This window comes from Cupriavidus malaysiensis, from assembly GCF_001854325.1.
GTDB lineage: Bacteria > Pseudomonadota > Gammaproteobacteria > Burkholderiales > Burkholderiaceae > Cupriavidus > Cupriavidus malaysiensis.
The window spans coordinates 2,526,258-2,541,063 of the sequence record NZ_CP017755.1 but is presented as its reverse complement, the minus strand read 5'-3'; the positions used below and the strand labels follow the sequence as shown (position 1 = coordinate 2,541,063).

At 69.6% G+C, this 14,806-nt stretch carries 14 protein-coding genes; 8 read left to right on the top strand and 6 right to left on the bottom strand.

Translation table 11 applies throughout. The features are described 5' to 3' along the window. Positions 1 to 307 precede the first annotated feature (307 nt). From BKK80_RS30685 to BKK80_RS30675, 3 genes are all read left to right on the top strand, one after another. Positions 308 to 514, top strand: coding sequence for a hypothetical protein (locus tag BKK80_RS30685; RefSeq protein WP_071022330.1), 207 nt, complete (start codon positions 308 to 310; stop codon positions 512 to 514). Positions 515 to 941: 427 nt separating this feature from the next. Further along, entirely contained in the window at positions 942 to 1,220 is a 279-nt protein-coding gene (locus tag BKK80_RS30680) for an isochorismatase (protein ID WP_071018816.1), read from the top strand. A 219-nt stretch (positions 1,221 to 1,439) separates the two neighbouring features. Continuing rightward, entirely contained in the window at positions 1,440 to 1,694 is a 255-nt protein-coding gene (locus tag BKK80_RS30675) for a translation initiation factor 1 (RefSeq protein WP_071038743.1), read from the top strand. Between the two features lie 51 nt (positions 1,695 to 1,745). On the opposite strand, the gene BKK80_RS30670 is transcribed toward BKK80_RS30675, so the two are convergent. Beyond that, positions 1,746 to 2,456, bottom strand: coding sequence for a TetR/AcrR family transcriptional regulator (locus BKK80_RS30670; protein WP_083384436.1), 711 nt, complete (start codon positions 2,454 to 2,456; stop codon positions 1,746 to 1,748). Between the two features lie 279 nt (positions 2,457 to 2,735). Here BKK80_RS30670 and BKK80_RS30665 point away from each other — a divergent pair, with 279 nt between their 5' ends. Continuing rightward, the gene (locus tag BKK80_RS30665) at positions 2,736 to 4,721 is read left to right on the top strand and encodes an alkyl/aryl-sulfatase (protein ID WP_071072555.1); all 1,986 of its coding nucleotides are present in this window, start codon (positions 2,736 to 2,738) and stop codon (positions 4,719 to 4,721) included. Between the two features lie 82 nt (positions 4,722 to 4,803). Here BKK80_RS30665 and BKK80_RS30660 read toward each other — a convergent pair whose 3' ends face one another. From BKK80_RS30660 to BKK80_RS30645, 4 genes are all read right to left on the bottom strand, one after another. Next, complete coding sequence (locus BKK80_RS30660; protein ID WP_083384437.1) at positions 4,804 to 5,844, bottom strand: S1C family serine protease; 1,041 nt, start codon at positions 5,842 to 5,844, stop codon at positions 4,804 to 4,806. Next, positions 5,841 to 6,545 (bottom strand): hypothetical protein, encoded by a 705-nt coding sequence (locus BKK80_RS30655; protein ID WP_071072554.1) that lies wholly within the window; start codon positions 6,543 to 6,545, stop codon positions 5,841 to 5,843. The genes BKK80_RS30660 and BKK80_RS30655 overlap by 4 nt, the downstream gene beginning before the upstream one ends. Positions 6,546 to 6,817: 272 nt before the next feature. After that, positions 6,818 to 7,795, bottom strand: coding sequence for a chromate resistance protein ChrB domain-containing protein (locus tag BKK80_RS30650; protein WP_071022335.1), 978 nt, complete (start codon positions 7,793 to 7,795; stop codon positions 6,818 to 6,820). Positions 7,796 to 8,054: 259 nt separating this feature from the next. Further along, on the bottom strand, positions 8,055 to 8,879 hold the full coding sequence (locus tag BKK80_RS30645; protein ID WP_071018824.1) for a DNA-binding transcriptional regulator: 825 nt from the start codon (positions 8,877 to 8,879) through the stop codon (positions 8,055 to 8,057). 356 nt (positions 8,880 to 9,235) lie between these two features. On the opposite strand from BKK80_RS30645, the gene BKK80_RS30640 reads away from it, so the two are divergent. From BKK80_RS30640 to BKK80_RS30625, 4 genes are all read left to right on the top strand, one after another. After that, complete coding sequence (locus tag BKK80_RS30640) at positions 9,236 to 11,125, top strand: bifunctional 3-(3-hydroxy-phenyl)propionate/3-hydroxycinnamic acid hydroxylase (RefSeq protein WP_083384439.1); 1,890 nt, start codon at positions 9,236 to 9,238, stop codon at positions 11,123 to 11,125. A gap of 1 nt (position 11,126) precedes the next feature. Next, positions 11,127 to 12,077: a 3-carboxyethylcatechol 2,3-dioxygenase gene (locus tag BKK80_RS30635; protein ID WP_071038740.1), complete on the top strand. Its 951-nt coding sequence runs from the start codon at positions 11,127 to 11,129 to the stop codon at positions 12,075 to 12,077. 43 nt (positions 12,078 to 12,120) lie between these two features. Next, entirely contained in the window at positions 12,121 to 12,912 is a 792-nt protein-coding gene (mhpD, locus tag BKK80_RS30630; RefSeq protein WP_071018828.1) for a 2-keto-4-pentenoate hydratase, read from the top strand. A gap of 147 nt (positions 12,913 to 13,059) precedes the next feature. Beyond that, positions 13,060 to 14,067, top strand: a complete 1,008-nt coding sequence (locus BKK80_RS30625; protein WP_084545820.1) for a Bug family tripartite tricarboxylate transporter substrate binding protein — start codon at positions 13,060 to 13,062, stop codon at positions 14,065 to 14,067. A gap of 364 nt (positions 14,068 to 14,431) precedes the next feature. Here the strand turns inward: BKK80_RS30625 and BKK80_RS30620 are convergent, their stop codons facing one another. Beyond that, complete coding sequence (locus tag BKK80_RS30620) at positions 14,432 to 14,758, bottom strand: hypothetical protein (RefSeq protein WP_071072553.1); 327 nt, start codon at positions 14,756 to 14,758, stop codon at positions 14,432 to 14,434. Between the last annotated feature and the right edge of the window lie 48 nt (positions 14,759 to 14,806).

The window sequence follows — 14,806 nt, the reverse complement described above, 5'->3', positions numbered from 1 at the left end:
CCTCAAAGAATTTCCGCCAGGAAAAACCGCTGGCGGAGCATGACGATCAAGGAAGAAACGAGGAAACGCTTGAAGTGTGTTACGCACCCAGTACTTCAAAGTTACTGCCTGAAAATCTTGCCAGCTCCTTATACCTGTATGTGGATGGAATGTCAAGGATTCGCCCCGGCGGCTGTGTCCGATCGGGCGCATGGAGCGTCACGCCTGTGCGGCGCCGGCTTTCCCGTTCATGATGGCTACCCTTGGCAGGGGCCGTTCCTTGCCCAGGACATTGGCCGTGGCCCCCATCACTCACGAAGGACGCGATATGACGCTCTGTCCGGCCTGCCAGGCCATGGAAATGCACAAGTTCGGCGCACCCGGGCACCCCGCCTTGCGGATCACGGATACCCAGCGCATCAAGCCGGCCAGAGGGCCTGCGCTGACTGTCAGCACCTTCGTGTGCCAGGTCTGCGGAACGCAGTGGACGTATCGCGACCAGAAGCGCGATCCCGAGGCGGGGTGGCAGCGATAGCGCTGCACGCGCGGGGTGCCGGCGGCGTGGGGGAACGGGCCGGTTCCTGCTGGCAGGTATCGAAGATGGTATCATTGCGCCTTATCACCGCATGCCGGTGATAAGCCATAGGCAGGCCGCGACACATCATCAATAGAAGAGAACAAGCTCGGCGGCCGCTCGGGTGTACACCCGATCCCTTCCGGGCGCCACGCGCCTGTCACTATCCGACCAGCGGCACCGCCGCTCCGCGGCGATCGCGCATGTACAGGGCGCGATGGCGAGCGCAAGCATGGTCCTCCCCGAACAGTGCAAGCGATTCTGCCGATGGGCATGACGCGCATTGTTTTTTCCACGTCGACTGGAGGCCGAAGCCGCACCAGTCCGTGTTGACCGCAGTGCGCGGCGCCAGGCCCCTGGCGCGCGCACTGGCAAAGCAGGAAACAACTTGAATCAGAGCATCACCCCGTTCACCGTTTCGGTGTACCCCATTCAGCAAGAACCCGGCATCTGGTTCGCGAACTACGTCATTTCCGAGTACCGCAATGGTGTCGAGCAAGTCGTCGCCAATGTTTCGATGCGGCACGCCACGCACCGTTCGGAAGCCCGTGCCAAGCAGGCCGCGCGCAGCGCCGGCGAACGCGCCGCGGCGCATCTGCGTGCGCGCCAGTTGCGCGGCGCCAAGGCCGGCGGCCTTCGGCTGCCCGGCGGCAAGTCCCCGCGCTGAGCGGGAACGACCTTGGCAAACGCGGGTCTGCGACAGGAGGTTGTCGGTGCATCCGGACCGCCGCCTGCGCGCCAGGCCGGAGATGCCGCGGTGCGGGCCGGCCAAGGGCCCGATCCGATGCCGACACAAAACATGAGCGGCTTCGCCGCTCCCGCGATGGCCACGCGCCATCCGATCTGACCGATCTCAACGATCTGACTACAGGAGGAAGTTCAAGACATGCCGAACAGCGAAGAGTGGGAAGTGCAGCATCTGACTTCGACCGGCTGGGTTGCCGGCAGTTACCGGCACATACCTTGGTTGGAGGTCGAGGTCGATGCGCCGCAGTCTGGTGTGCTGACCGTGCGCCGGCACATCACCGCGATCTACGCGGGGCCTTCCCGCATCACCGAAGACCGCACGCCGCATACCGAGGACATCGGCTTGATCGAGTCCCTGCTGGCGCAGTTCGGCAACCCGACGTTCAGCATCTAGTCCTATTTGCCGCATGCCGGCGCGGGTGCGGCCATCACCCCTCACCCTGCATCAAGACCGCCTGCGGCGAGCCGCAGCGGCGCCGGGCTCGATCGCCGCTGCCCCTGCCGCCGGCGCTGCGCCAGCGGGCGCCGTGAGCCACTGCCGCATCAGCTCGCGCGCCGGCGCCAGGTAGGCTGCGATCGGCTCGCCGCGCCCGTTGGCATACCAATGGCAATAGCACCCATGGAACACCGCCAGCAGCAGCCGCGCCATCTCCGGTGGCAGCGGCCGCTCCGGCGTGCCCAGCGCCTCCACCAGCGCGCGCACATGCCCGTCCCAACCCGCGCGGATGTGTTCGCGCACGGCCTCGGGAACGCTGCCTGAGAACAGCAGTGCCAGCACCACGCCCTTGGTCTCGGGGTGGCGCGTGAAATAGTCGGCGACGCGATCGAACAGATTGTCGAGGCGCTCGGCCTGGCTCCGGCCGGCCGGGGCGCGCGCCTGCATCTCCCCTTCGATTTCCCGGAACAGGCTGATGGCTGCCTCCGCCAGCAGCATTTCCTTGCTGCCGAAATGCCATAGCAGGCTGCTCTTGGCCACGCTGGCAGCGGCCGAGATCTGGTCCAGCGTGACTTCGGCATAGCCGTGTTCGGCGATCAGGCCCTTGGTCAGTGCGATGACGCGCTGGCGTGTCTCCAGGCCGCGGCGGTTCTTGGCCGGCGTGGCCTGGGCGTCTGGCGTGGCCGGAGTGGCGGGCGCGGCGGAGGCTGGGGCAGTCATGGGCAGGGGTACTGGGTCGGCGGAAAATTGTAGCAGCGGGCACTGGCCCCTCCGCCTCGGCCAGATGCCCCCTTGTGCCGGACCCTCCCTCGATATCCCGGCACCTTGACAGGGCAAGGGGATCGCTCGCACACTAGAATTGTACTGAACGTTCAGAACAATTATAGTCTTGCCGCCGGGGCAGGGGATGCGTCATGCTGCCGGGCGGAGCCGTCCGCAGCCGGGCCGGCCGCCCCTGGCAGGTGCAGGAACACCACGAGAACACAACGAGGAGACACCATGCTTCGCAAGCCCGCCGCGCTGGCCGCGGCCCTGACCTTGCTGTCCGGCGCCGCCGGCATGCCCCCGGCGCTGGCGGCCGACGCGGCCGCCACGCCTGGCGATGCCACCGCCGCCACCCGCCAGGCCAACGAGGCCGTGCTGCAGCAGCTGCCTTTCAATGACCGCCAGGACTACGAGGATGCCCAGCGCGGCTGGCTGGGCACGCTGGCCGATAGTGAAATCCGCAACGCGCAGGGCCGGGTGGTGTGGAACCTGAGCGACTATGCCTTCCTGCGCGCCGATGCCGCGCCGGCCACGGTCAACCCCAGCCTGTGGCGCCAGGCCCAGCTCAACCTCAAGCACGGCCTGTTCCGCGTCACCGATCGCATCTACCAGGTGCGCGGCTTCGATCTCTCCAACATGACGCTGATCGAGGGCGACACCGGCCTGATCCTCATCGATCCGCTGCTGACCGCGGAGACGGCGCACGCTGCGCTCGAGCTGTACTACCAGCACCGGCCCAGGAAGCCGGTGGTGGCGGTGATCTACACGCACAGCCACGTCGACCACTTCGGCGGCGTCAAGGGCGTGATCCGCGAGGAAGACGTCAAGGCGGGCCGCGTCAAGGTGCTGGCGCCCGAGGGCTTCATGGAGGAAGCCGTCAGCGAGAACATCTACGCCGGCAATGCCATGAGCCGCCGCGCCCAGTACATGTACGGCGCGCTGCTGCCCAAGGGGCCGACGGGACAGGTCGACGCCGGCCTGGGCAAGACGGTCTCGCTCGGTACCGTGACGCTGATCGCGCCCACCGACCTGGTGCGCAAGAGCGGCGAGACGCGCACCATCGACGGCGTGCAGATCGAGTTCCAGATGGCGCCGGGTACCGAGGCGCCGGCCGAGATGCTGATGTACTTCCCGCAGTGGAAGGCACTGTGCGCGGCCGAGGACGCCACCCATAACCTGCACAACCTGTACACCATCCGCGGCGCCCAGGTGCGCGACGCCAACCAGTGGTGGCGCGCGCTCGATGCCACGCTGGACCGCTACGGCGACCGCACCGAGGTACTGTTCGCGCAGCACCACTGGCCGAAGTGGGGGCAGCAGAACATCGACGCCTTCCTCGGCCGCCAGCGCGATGCCTACAAGTTCATCCACGACCAGTCGCTGCGCCTGGCCAACCAGGGCTACACCATGACCGAGATCGGCGAAAGGGTGAAGCTGCCACCGGCGCTGGCCGGCCAGTGGGACCTGCGCGATTACTACGGCACCGTCAACCATAATGCCAAGGCGGTCTACCAGCGCTACCTGGGCTGGTACAGCGGCAACCCGGCCGACCTGCACCCGCTGCCGCCCGAGGCAGCGGCCAAGCGCTACGTGCAGTACATGGGCGGCGCCGACAAGGTGCTGGCGCAGGCGCGCGAATCCTATGCCCAGGGCGACTACCGCTGGGTGGCGGAGGTGGTCAAGCACGTGGTGTTCGCCGACCCGGACAACCAGGCCGCGCGCAAGCTCGAGGCCGACGCGCTGGAGCAGCTCGGCTACCAGGCCGAGTCGGCCAGCTGGCGCAGCGCCTACCTGATGGGCGCGCGCGAACTGCGCAACGGCGTGCAGCGCCTCGCCTCGACGCAGTCGGCCAGCCCGGACATGGTGCAGGCGATGACCGACCCGATGTTCCTCGACTACCTGGCGGTGCGCCTGAACGGCGAGCGCGCCGCCGGCCGCACGCTCAAGATCAACTGGGTCCAGCCCGATACCGGCAAGCGCTATGCGCTCACGGTGGAGAACGCGGTGTTCCGCTACAAGGCCGACCAGCAGCATGCCGATGCCCAGGCCACGCTGACCGTGCCGCGTGCCGTGCTGATCGGCGCGCTGCTGGGCCAGACCACCTTGCGCGAGGCGGTCGGCGCCGGGCGCGCGAAGATCGAAGGCGACCCGGCCGTGCTGCAGGCCTGGATGGGGATGCTGGACAACTTCGATCCGCAGTTCGAGATCGTGGCGCCCTAGTCCTGCCTTGGTCCTGCGCTAATCCCGCGCGAGTTCCGCCTCGGTCCTGCCGGGCAGGGGCCGCGCGCTCATTGCCGCCCGCTCATTGCTTTTCCGGCTTGTACACCACGACATTGTCGATGGCGTACAGGGTGCACCGGCGCCGATGGAATGTCTCGCAGTCGGGCACGGCGCGGACGGCGGGATCCGGGTCGGCGGCGGGGTCCTTCGGCTTGATGCCATAGGAGATCCACCAGCCGCCGTTCTCCGCGATGGCGAAGGCGCGCGGCTGCGGCTTGCTCAGGAAGCTCTCGTAGCCGGCACGGGCGCGCGGAGCGACCTGCAGCAGCTTGTCGATGTCGTTCACTTCGGCATAGCCGGAAGCGGCAGGTGCCGGGCGTCCGCCGGGCCTGTCGCCCACGGGGGCACGGCCCTGTGCCGCTACCGGACTGGACCCGGCCCCGGCCGCGAGCGCGGCCGAGCGCCTGGCCAGTGCGGCGGCACTGCGCGCAGGCAGTTCCCGCAGGTAGTTGATGGGCATGGCGAAGTTCAGGTTCTGCCCGCGCCGATGGATCAGGGTCGTGATGCCGATCAGGCGTCCTTCTTCATCGAACAGGCCGCCGCCGCTCGACCCCATCGAGAACGGCGCGGAAGTCTGGATCAGCTTCAGGCCGGATTCCTCATCCTGGCGCAAGGCGGAGACCAGGCCTTCGCTCAAGGTCAGTTCGAGATTCTCCGGATTGCCGAGCGTGTAGACGTGCTGGCCCACCACCAGCTTGTCGCTGTCGCCCAGGGGCACGGCCGGTGCGTTCAGGTTGCGCACCGTGATCTGGCAGAGATCGCGCTCGACATCGAGGTACTGCAGCTTGCCTTCGTAGCTGATGTTGTCCTGCTTGATGACGAAGCGCTTCGCCTTGGCCAGCACGTGGCAGTTCGTCAGCAGGGTCTCCTTGCCGATCACCACCGCGCTGCCGCGCGCGAACTGGATGCCGTCGGCGTCGTAGGTGAGCACACGCCAGACGCTGGGCGCCGTCTTCTTGAAGAACTGGTCAGGCGCCATGGCCTGCGCGGCCGGGGCCGCCAGCGCGAGCCAGGCCGCGCCCAGGCATGCGGCGCGCCATCCCTTGTGGAGCAAGATGTTCATTTCGGCAGCAGGTCGTTGAAATCGTCCAGGCTGTTGGCGGCACGCTGGCCGCTGTCCGGCGTGGCACCGTCGTAGGTCGACTTGATCGCCTCGTCGGCCCGCGCATTCTTGTTGACGGGGTCGCAGCCGCCGGCGCGCGGGGTGCGTGCGATCAAGGAGCGCTCGGGCCGGGGATTGTCGCCATCGGAGGCATCGAGCACGTTCACGGCACAGCGCATGCCGTCCTGCGACATCGCCAGCAGATAGGTGTGGTTTGCCTTCGGATAGAAGGAAAAGACCACGCGGCAGGATCGCCTGCCGTCCACGCCGACATAGGAAAGCGTCGCCAGCGGCCCGGCGCGCAGCGTACTCGACTGGTGGCCGGTGCTCGCATTGCCCGTCATCACCCGTGCCGGGCTGTGGCAGGCATGCGCGTCATCGTAGGCGTAGAGCGCGAAGGACATGTTGGCCGGTGTCGTCGGCCGCAGCAGCAGGCGCGCCGTGTCGCCGCGCGTCGGCGGTACGTAGGGCTGTACGGGAGTGCATGCGGTGAGCAGCGTCGCCACCGTCGCCACCGTCGCCGCTACGACCGCCGCGCCGGGGCCCTGGGGGCGCGCATAGGCTGGCGGGCGGTGGCGTGCCTGGGGACGATGGTCCCGGCCCGGCATCGGCCGGCTCCCCAGGCAGCAGGCGGCGAGCGCCGCCAGGCCGATGACCCGCATATCGTTTCCCCGTGATGTCTTATGGTTTGTCCCGCGGCGGCCCGTGCCTCGTTCCGGCATCGCCTATATTCCGCCAGCGTCGCTAACGTATCGTCCGCCCCCGGGGCTGACCACACCCCTCGTTGGTGGGGGGGCAGGGCTCCGATCGAGAATCGACCGGGTTTGCCGGCCTGCGGCGATTTAAGCCGTCGGCAGTTGCAAGCCATGATCGCCGGCGGCGTTCTTCGCCAGGCCCGGCGCCGTGGCGTGGCGTCTGCCGCATTCGAGCAGCGCTATCGCTTGCGCCGGGCCGCGCCGGCATAGTGGGTGTAGAGGGACTCCAGCACCGCGCTCATTTCCTGCAAGAGGGCGTCGTCATCCGGCAGGCGTTGGCGCGCACCGGTCAGCACAGCCTCGAACCCGCTCGCCTCGGCGACCGGCGCGCCGCCGACGTCCAGCACGTGCACCAATTGCGCCAGCTTCGACAGCCCCTTGTCTTCCTCCAGCCCGAAGCTGGCCAGCAGGACCTCGAACGACACGCGGTCTTCGAAGTGCGTGAACGTCGCGCCGTCGAAGTCGAAACCCAGGGCGTCTGCCGGGCACTGCCGCACGTCGTCGAGCCACAGGAAGGTCGCATGGGGATCGATGAAGCGCTGGATCAGCCAGGCGCACGCCACCCGGTCGACCCAGAGATGCCTGCGGGTGGCCCAGCGGCGCCCCTGGTACTGCGCGGGGTCGCGCCGCGCGATGATGCCCCGCGCGGCACCACGCGGTTCGCCTGGCGACAACACCGCATCGATCGCGGCATTGAAGTCGCGCCACTTCGCTTCGGCAATGGATGCGAGTTCGCCGGGGAAGAAGTCGATGCGCCGGATCGCGTCGTAGCCCCGCCCGAGACGGCGTGCCAAGCGCAGCAGCTCGGCCTCGCCAAGGCTCGCCATGGCCGCGCGTGCCGCCGCCAGTTCGTCTGTCCACGCCGCGTATTCGGCCGACCGGTCGAACAGCGCCTGGTAGTCGGCCTCTTCCGGCATGGCCAGCACCGGCAGCAGCCACACCTTGCCATCCTGGGCCGCCGCATCGTCGGCGATGGCCTGCAAGGGCTGAAGCAGTTCGGGCCGGTTGGGCAGCAGGTAGACGCCATCGCGCAGGGCGGCGCCACCCAGCGCTTTGATGGCACGCCAGCATCGCATGCGGGCGGTGGCCGCGGTCGTCGGCAGGCTGATGACCAGGAGCCGCCAGTCGGCGCCGGCCGGAGCAGGAGCGGGTTTCATGCGGCTCATCCTAGGCGGGCGCAGCACCCATTTCAAGCATGTAGCAAGGTCTACAAAGCACCGCAGCCGGGCACCGAGCGCGCCATCCGCCATCCATGTCCTGCCGGATGGCCAATGCACCTTGTGTGGATCCTCATGCGCGATGGCGCGGATCCCGGCCGGCATGAAGGGTTCCGGCGGCGCGGCCAGCGTCAGCGCTGTGTACCTGCGCATGGTCAGCACATCGTCGGCGCATCGTCAGCGCATCGTCAACGCATGCCTAGGCCGCCCTGCCGGCCAGGGCCGCCTCGATCCGCGCCGCCACTTCCTGCAAGGGCGCGGCAAAGCGTTCCACGGCCTCCTTGGCGCCGAGCGCGGCGGCCAGGTAGACCACGTTGAGGCTGCCCAGCACGCGCTCGCCGTGCCGCACCGGTACCGCCAGCGCGCCGATCTTGCGCTGTTCGGTCCAGTCGCTGCGGTTGGTGGCGAAGCCGTCGTCGCGCACGCGCTGGACCAGGCGGCGCAGGAAGGCTTCGTCATGGGCCAGCGCGGCCTGCTCGGGGCCGCCGCCGCCGGCGCGCAGCACCTTGAGCACGCTGTCACGCTCGGCGTCGCTGCAGAAGGCGAAATAGGCCCGTCCCGCCGAGGTCAGCAGGATCGGCAGGCGGCGCCCGACCATGGCGCGGTGGAAGGAGAGCGGGCTGAAGCGGTGGGTGGTCTCGCGGATGATCATGGCGTCGCCGTCGGGCGTGGCCAGGTCGGAGGGCCAGACCACGCGCTGCAGCAGTTCGCCCATCAGCGGCGCGGCCAGCGTGGAGATCCATTCGTCGTCGGTGAAGCCCTCGCTGAGCGCGCGTACCTGCAGCGTCAGGCGGTAGCTGTCGTCGGACTCGCTGCGCCACACCAGTCCCTCTTCGATCAGTGTCTCCAGCAGGCGGCGCACCGTGGTGCGGTGCAGGCCGGCGGCCTCGCTGAGCTGCTGCGCGGTGGCGCGGCCGCTTTCCATGCGGTTGAGCGCCCGCAGCACGGCCAGGCCGCGTGACAGGCCGCGTACGTTGGCATAGGGCGAGTGTCGGACCGTGCGCTTTACCGGGGTGGCTGGCATGGAAAAAAATCCTTGTAAATCAATGGCGTGCATTCCTTGCACATGTTGAACGTTTTTTTGTCCGGCGGCAACCGGAACTCTAGACTGCAGCCCATACCAAGACCGATTCTGGAGCAGACAATGTCCCACGCGCACCGCCTCGCCGCGGTTGCCAGGCCCCGGCCCGCGGCGGCCATGCCGCCGCGCCGAGCCGCGTTCCACCGCGCTCGGCTGCGGTAAGCCGCGGTAAGCCGCGGTAAGCCGTCCGGCAACGCTCCCGCATCGCACCCTTTCCAACCGTATCCACATCGATTCCCTGCGGGGCCCGCGGTCGCCAGGCTTGCCGGCACCGGCCCGCCAGGGAACAAGGAGGAGACATGAACCCCGCCTTCGACAAGGACAAGGCGGCCGGAGACGGCCGTCCCCACGACCTGCGCGCGGACGTCGCCATCATCGGCGCCGGCCCCGTGGGCCTGATGATCGCCAACATCCTCGGCCTGCAGGGCGTGAGCGTCGTGCTGCTGGAGAAGCTCGAGCAGATCATCGACTACCCGCGCGCGATCGGCCTCGACGACGAGGCGCTGCGCGTATTCCAGTCGGTCGGCCTGGCCGACGCGCTGCTGCCGCACACCACGCCGAACCACTGGATGCGCTTCGTCACGCCGGGCGGGCGCTGCTTCGCCTCGATCGAGCCGCGCACCGACGAGTACGGCTGGCCGCGCCGCAACGCCTTCATCCAGCCACTGGCGGACCGTGTGCTCTACGAAGGGCTGGCGCGCTTCCCCCACGTGCAGGTGCTGTTCGGCCAGGCAGTCGGCGGCTTCACCCAGGATGCCGACGGCGTCACCATCGATTCGGCCGACGAGGCCGGCCGGCCGGTGCGCGTGCGCGCGGCCTACCTGGTCGGCGCCGACGGCGGCAACAGCTTCGTGCGCCGCGCGCTGGACATGCCCTTCGAGGGCCGCACCAAGCCCAACCAGTGGATCGTGGTGGACGTGCGCAACGATCCCATCGGCACGCCCCACATCTATATGCACTGCGACCCGGAGCGCCCCTATGTGTCGGCCGCGCTGCCGCACGGCATCCGCCGCTTCGAGTTCATGGTGATGCCCGGCGAGACCGAGGAAGAACTGTCGCGGCCGGAGAACATGGCGGCGCTGATCCGCAAGCTGGTGCCGGAGCCGGACAAGGTCGACTACATCCGCAAGCGCGTCTACACCCACAACGCGCGGCTGGCGCGCAGCTTCCGCGCCGGGCGCGTGCTGCTGGCGGGGGATGCCGCCCACATCATGCCGGTGTGGCAGGGGCAGGGCTACAACAGCGGCATCCGCGACGCGGCCAACCTGGGCTGGAAGCTGGCCATGGTGGCCAAGGGCCAGGCCGGCGACCGCCTGCTCGACAGCTACACGCAGGAGCGGCGCGCCCATGCCCGCTCGATGATCCACCTGTCCGAGGTGGCGGGCGACATCTTCGCGCCGGCCAGCCGTGGCGCGGCGCGCCTGCGCGACGCCTTCACGCGGGTGATGAACGCCTTCCCGTCGGCCAAGCGCTACTTCGTCGAGATGCGCTTCAAACCGATGCCGCGCTATGAGCAGGGCGTGGTGCTGCTGCCCGGGGTGCCCGAGCGCGAGACCCGGCCCGGCTTCCTCGCGCGGCGCCTGGAGCGAGCCGGCAACTCGGCGCTCGGCCGCCTGCTGGGCTTGATGAGCGAGAAGCGCGAATCGCTGGTGGGGCGCCTGGTGCACGGGCCCGATCCGCTCGGTGCCTCGCCGGTGGGGCGCATGTTCCTGCAGCCGCTGGTGCGCTGCGAGGACGGCCGCATCGCGCGCCTGGACGACGTGATCGGCAACCGCTTCGCCGTGCTGAGCTGGGGCATGGACCCGACCTTCGGGCTCAGCGCCCCGGCGCGCGAGGCGTGGCAGCGGCTGGGGGCCTGCTTCGTCATCGCCAAGCCCGACCCGCAACTGGAATTCCGCGACGACGTGCCGGACGGCGTGCTGGCAGTGGGCGATGTGCATGGCCGCCTGAAGGACTGGTTCGGCGGCCAGCCCGACTCGGTGGTGGTGCTGCGTCCGGACCGTTTCGTGGCCGCGACCTGCTCGCCGCAGGATGTCTCGCGCGCCATCCTCGGCGTGGCGGACAAGCTGGCGCTGCCCGTCGCCGCAGGCGTGGCCGCAGCCCCGGCAGGCCCGGCGCAGCCGGCGCCGCAGCCGGGCCGCGCGGCGGATGCCGGCGGGCCGGCCCTGGCACGCGTGGCGGGAGCCTGACATGCCCATCCATCTCGAATGCCTGTCGCACACGCCGCTGCACGGCTACTTCGATCCGGTGCCGGCGGTGCTGGCGGAAGTGGAGGGCGTACTGGCGCAAGCGCGCGCGCGGGTGGCCGCCTTCGATCCCGAACTGGTCATCGCCTTCGCGCCGGACCACTACAACGGCTTCTTCTATGACCTGATGCCGCCGTTCTGCATCGGCGCGGCGGCGAGCGCGGTGGGCGATTTCCAGAGTCTGGCCGGTCCGCTGGACGTGCCGCGCGACACCGCGCTGGCGCTGGCCGAGGCGGTGCTGGCGGCGGACGTCGACGTGGCGCTGTCCTACCGCATGCAGGTCGACCACGGCTGCGCCCAGGCCCTGGAAGTGCTGACCGGGAGCCTCGACCGCTACCCGGTGATCCCGGTCTTCATCAATTCGGTGGCCGCGCCGATGGCCTCGTGCCGGCGCGCGCGCCTGCTGGGCGATGCCATCGGCCGCTTTGCCGCGCGCAGCGGCAAGCGTGTGCTGGTGGTGGGCTCGGGCGGCATCTCGCACGAGCCCCCGGTGCCCGAGCTGGCCACGGCCAGCCCCGAGAATGCTGAGCGGCTGATCGCGGGGCGCAATCCCTCGCCCGAGGCGCGCGCGGCGCGGCAGGCGCGCACCGTCGCCGCGGCGCGCGCCTTCACCGCCGGCGATAGCGCCATGCACGCGCTCAACCCGGCATGGGACCAGGCCTTCCTGGCCACCCTGCAGCGGGGCGAGCTGAGCGCCGTGGACGGCATGACCGATGCCGCCATCACGCGCGAGGGCGGCAAGTCGGCGCACGAGATCCGCACCTGGATCGGCGCCTTCGCCGCGCTGGCGGCAGCCGGTCCCTACCAGGCCGAGATCGATTACTACCGTGCGATTCCTGAATGGATCGCCGGCTTCGCCGTGATGCACGCTGCGCAGGCCGGAACGGACGCTTGAGACCGGCTGCCAACCCTCCCTCCAACGACAGGACGCCCCAGACATGACCCAGCAAGACCTCATCGCCACCCTGGCCGAGCGCCTGCGCCGCGCCGAGCAGGAGCGCAGCCCGGTCGCGCCGCTGCGCGGCGAGATCGCCGCCGGCGATGCCGACACCGCTTATGCCATCCAGCGCGCCAACGTCGCCTTCTGGCAGGCGCGCGGCCGCCGCGTGGTCGGCCGCAAGATCGGCCTGACCTCGCCGGCGGTGCAGCGCCAGCTCGGCGTCGACCAGCCCGATTTCGGCACGCTGTTCGCCGACATGGTGTACGGCGACGATGAGCCCATCCCGCCGGCGCGCACCCTGCAGCCAAAGGTGGAAGCCGAAGTGGCACTGGTGCTCAAGCATGACGTGAGCGCCGCCGATGCCACCCTGGTCGACCTGATCGGCGCGGTCGACTACGTGCTGCCCGCCATCGAGGTGGTCGGCAGCCGCATCGCCGACTGGAACATCAGCTACGTCGATACCGTGGCCGACAACGCCTCCAGCGGGCTGGTGGTGCTGGGCGCGGTGCCGGTGCCGCTGGCCGGGCTGGACCTGAAGACCGTGCAGATGGAGATGTTTGCCGGCGATGCGCGCGTCTCGGCGGGCCAGGGCTCGGCCTGCCTCGGCCATCCGCTCAATGCCGCCGTGTGGCTGGCGCGCAAGCTCGCCTCGCTGGGCGATCCGCTGCGTGCCGGCGACCTGGTGCTGACCGGCGCGCTGGGCCCGATGGTGGCGGCCGAGCCCGGCCGTTGCTACGAGGCGCGCATCAGCGGCGTCGGCAGCGTGCGCGCGAGCTTCGCCGCGGCCTGAGGCCCGCCGGCGCTCAGGCCCCGGACCCGAGGCCTCAGAGCGCAGGCCGCCGTACCACGGCGGCGCGGCACCGGCGCCGCGCCGCCATCCAGAGGGCCGCATCGACGGCCCCGTCCACAACGAGAAACAGGAAACAGGAGACAGAGCATGAGCCATCGCCATCCCCGGCGCGCGTTCGCGCGCCTTGCACTGGGCGCGGCCGCCGCAGCGGCCGCCGCCTGCCTGGCGGCACCCGCCGCCGGCGCCGATACCGACACCTTCCCGAACCGGCCGCTGACCTTCGTGGTGCCGTTCCCGGCCGGCGGCATCACCGACATGATCGCGCGCCAGCTCGCCCAGCAGATGGGCAACGGCCTGGGCAAGCCGGTGGTGGTGGAGAACCGTCCGGGCGGCGGCGGGCAGATCGCCGCCCTGCAGGTCAAGCGCGCCGACGCCGACGGCTACACCGTCTTCATCGCCGCCACCGAGATGTTCGCCATCAACCCGGGCCTGTACCGCAATTTCTCCTACGACCCGCTCAAGGACTTCAAGCCGGTCACCGCGCTGGCGACCTCGCCGCTGGTGCTGGTGGTGCCGAAGAACAGCCCGGCCGCGTCGGTCAAGGAACTGATGGCGCTGTCGCACAGCAAGGCTGGCGGCGTCAACTATGCCTCGCAGGGGATCGGCTCGATCGGCCACCTGCTGGGCGGCATGTTCGCCGACAAGGCCGGCGGCCGTTTCACCCACGTGGCCTACAAGGGCTCCGCGCCCGCGCTGCAGGACGTGATGGCAGGGCAGGTGGACATGATGTTCGACCCGGTCATCACCACCTCGCCGCTGATCCAGGGCGGCAAGGTCAAGCCGCTCGCCATCGCCGCGCCGCGCCGCGCGGCCCAGCTGCCCGAGGTGCCGACGCTGGCCGAGCTGGGCGTGCCCGGCCTGGATGCCGGCGTGTGGTTCGGCATGGTGGTCAAGGCGGGCACGCCGGACGCCATCGTCAACCGGCTCAACGAAGAGGCTCGCAAGGCGCTCAAGGCGCCGGAGGTGGTCAAGCGCTTCGACGACCAGGGGCTGCAGGCGATGCCGATGTCGCCGCGGCAGTTCGGCGCCTTCCTGCAGAGCGAGAGCGGGCGCTGGGCGCCGCTGGTGAAGGCCAGCGGAGCGGTGGTGGAGTGAACCTGAGCGAGGAGGAGGCCGTGCGGCGGCGCCGGGCCTTGCCTGACGCCGCCATTGCTGCCGGTGAGCAGAACATGATCAGGCCGCTATCCACCCGCGCGGCATGCGCTGCTCGGCCACGTCCGTGGCCATAGGGAATGCAAGCGCCGCCGCCGGTACGCGCCTTCGAGCCTCCGTGCCGAGGTAGCGCGCACCGGTCAGCGTCAAGGCCAGGCCATCCCGCGCTTGGTCTTGGCGCCTTTCCTGTCGAAGGTGAGGATGCGCACCATGCCTTTCGCTGCAGCGATGCCGCGTTTCTTGTCCTGCTTGCCTTGTGCGGGGCGCGCTTCCGCGAGCCGGCGGGAATGTCGCGGGGGGGCGTGGCTCAGGGAGCGGAAGCTCCGCCCGCAATGAGCGCGAGCAGGGGCCAGCAGAGGTAGGCCAGCAGCAGGATCACGGCCAGCGGGCGCCAGCGGTGCGGCGGACGATCGATCCAGCGGCACACGAAATAGACGACTGCGCTGAGTGCGACCTGAAAGAGTGCGCTCACGCCGAGCAGCACCCATCCGAAGGCGGGCATCAGCGCTGACGCATCGCGCCAGCCGACCGAGCAGCCGTTGCACATGCCGCCTCCCAGCATGGCCAGTACCACGAACAGCAGATAGGGCACGAGGATCAGCAGTGCCGAGTCGATACCCAGTACCCGGATCAACCATCGATATCGCAGCGGGGCGGCGGCTGGGGCGTGAGCGGGTGAGGC

Bases quoted from the DNA above. Each gene is read 5' to 3' on its own strand.
- BKK80_RS30640 (WP_083384439.1), top strand. From the start codon at position 9,236: ATGAACCCCGCCTTCGACAAGGACAAGGCGGCCGGAGACGGCCGTCCC.
- BKK80_RS30635 (WP_071038740.1), top strand. From the start codon at position 11,127: ATGCCCATCCATCTCGAATGCCTGTCGCACACGCCGCTGCACGGCTAC.
- BKK80_RS30625 (WP_084545820.1), top strand. From the start codon at position 13,060: ATGAGCCATCGCCATCCCCGGCGCGCGTTCGCGCGCCTTGCACTGGGC.
- BKK80_RS30660 (WP_083384437.1), bottom strand. From the start codon at position 5,844: ATGAACATCTTGCTCCACAAGGGATGGCGCGCCGCATGCCTGGGCGCG.
- BKK80_RS30650 (WP_071022335.1), bottom strand. From the start codon at position 7,795: ATGAAACCCGCTCCTGCTCCGGCCGGCGCCGACTGGCGGCTCCTGGTC.
- mhpD (WP_071018828.1), top strand. From the start codon at position 12,121: ATGACCCAGCAAGACCTCATCGCCACCCTGGCCGAGCGCCTGCGCCGC.
- BKK80_RS30665 (WP_071072555.1), top strand. From the start codon at position 2,736: ATGCTTCGCAAGCCCGCCGCGCTGGCCGCGGCCCTGACCTTGCTGTCC.
- BKK80_RS30685 (WP_071022330.1), top strand. From the start codon at position 308: ATGACGCTCTGTCCGGCCTGCCAGGCCATGGAAATGCACAAGTTCGGC.
- BKK80_RS30645 (WP_071018824.1), bottom strand. From the start codon at position 8,879: ATGCCAGCCACCCCGGTAAAGCGCACGGTCCGACACTCGCCCTATGCC.
- BKK80_RS30675 (WP_071038743.1), top strand. From the start codon at position 1,440: ATGCCGAACAGCGAAGAGTGGGAAGTGCAGCATCTGACTTCGACCGGC.
- BKK80_RS30670 (WP_083384436.1), bottom strand. From the start codon at position 2,456: ATGACTGCCCCAGCCTCCGCCGCGCCCGCCACTCCGGCCACGCCAGAC.
- BKK80_RS30655 (WP_071072554.1), bottom strand. From the start codon at position 6,545: ATGCGGGTCATCGGCCTGGCGGCGCTCGCCGCCTGCTGCCTGGGGAGC.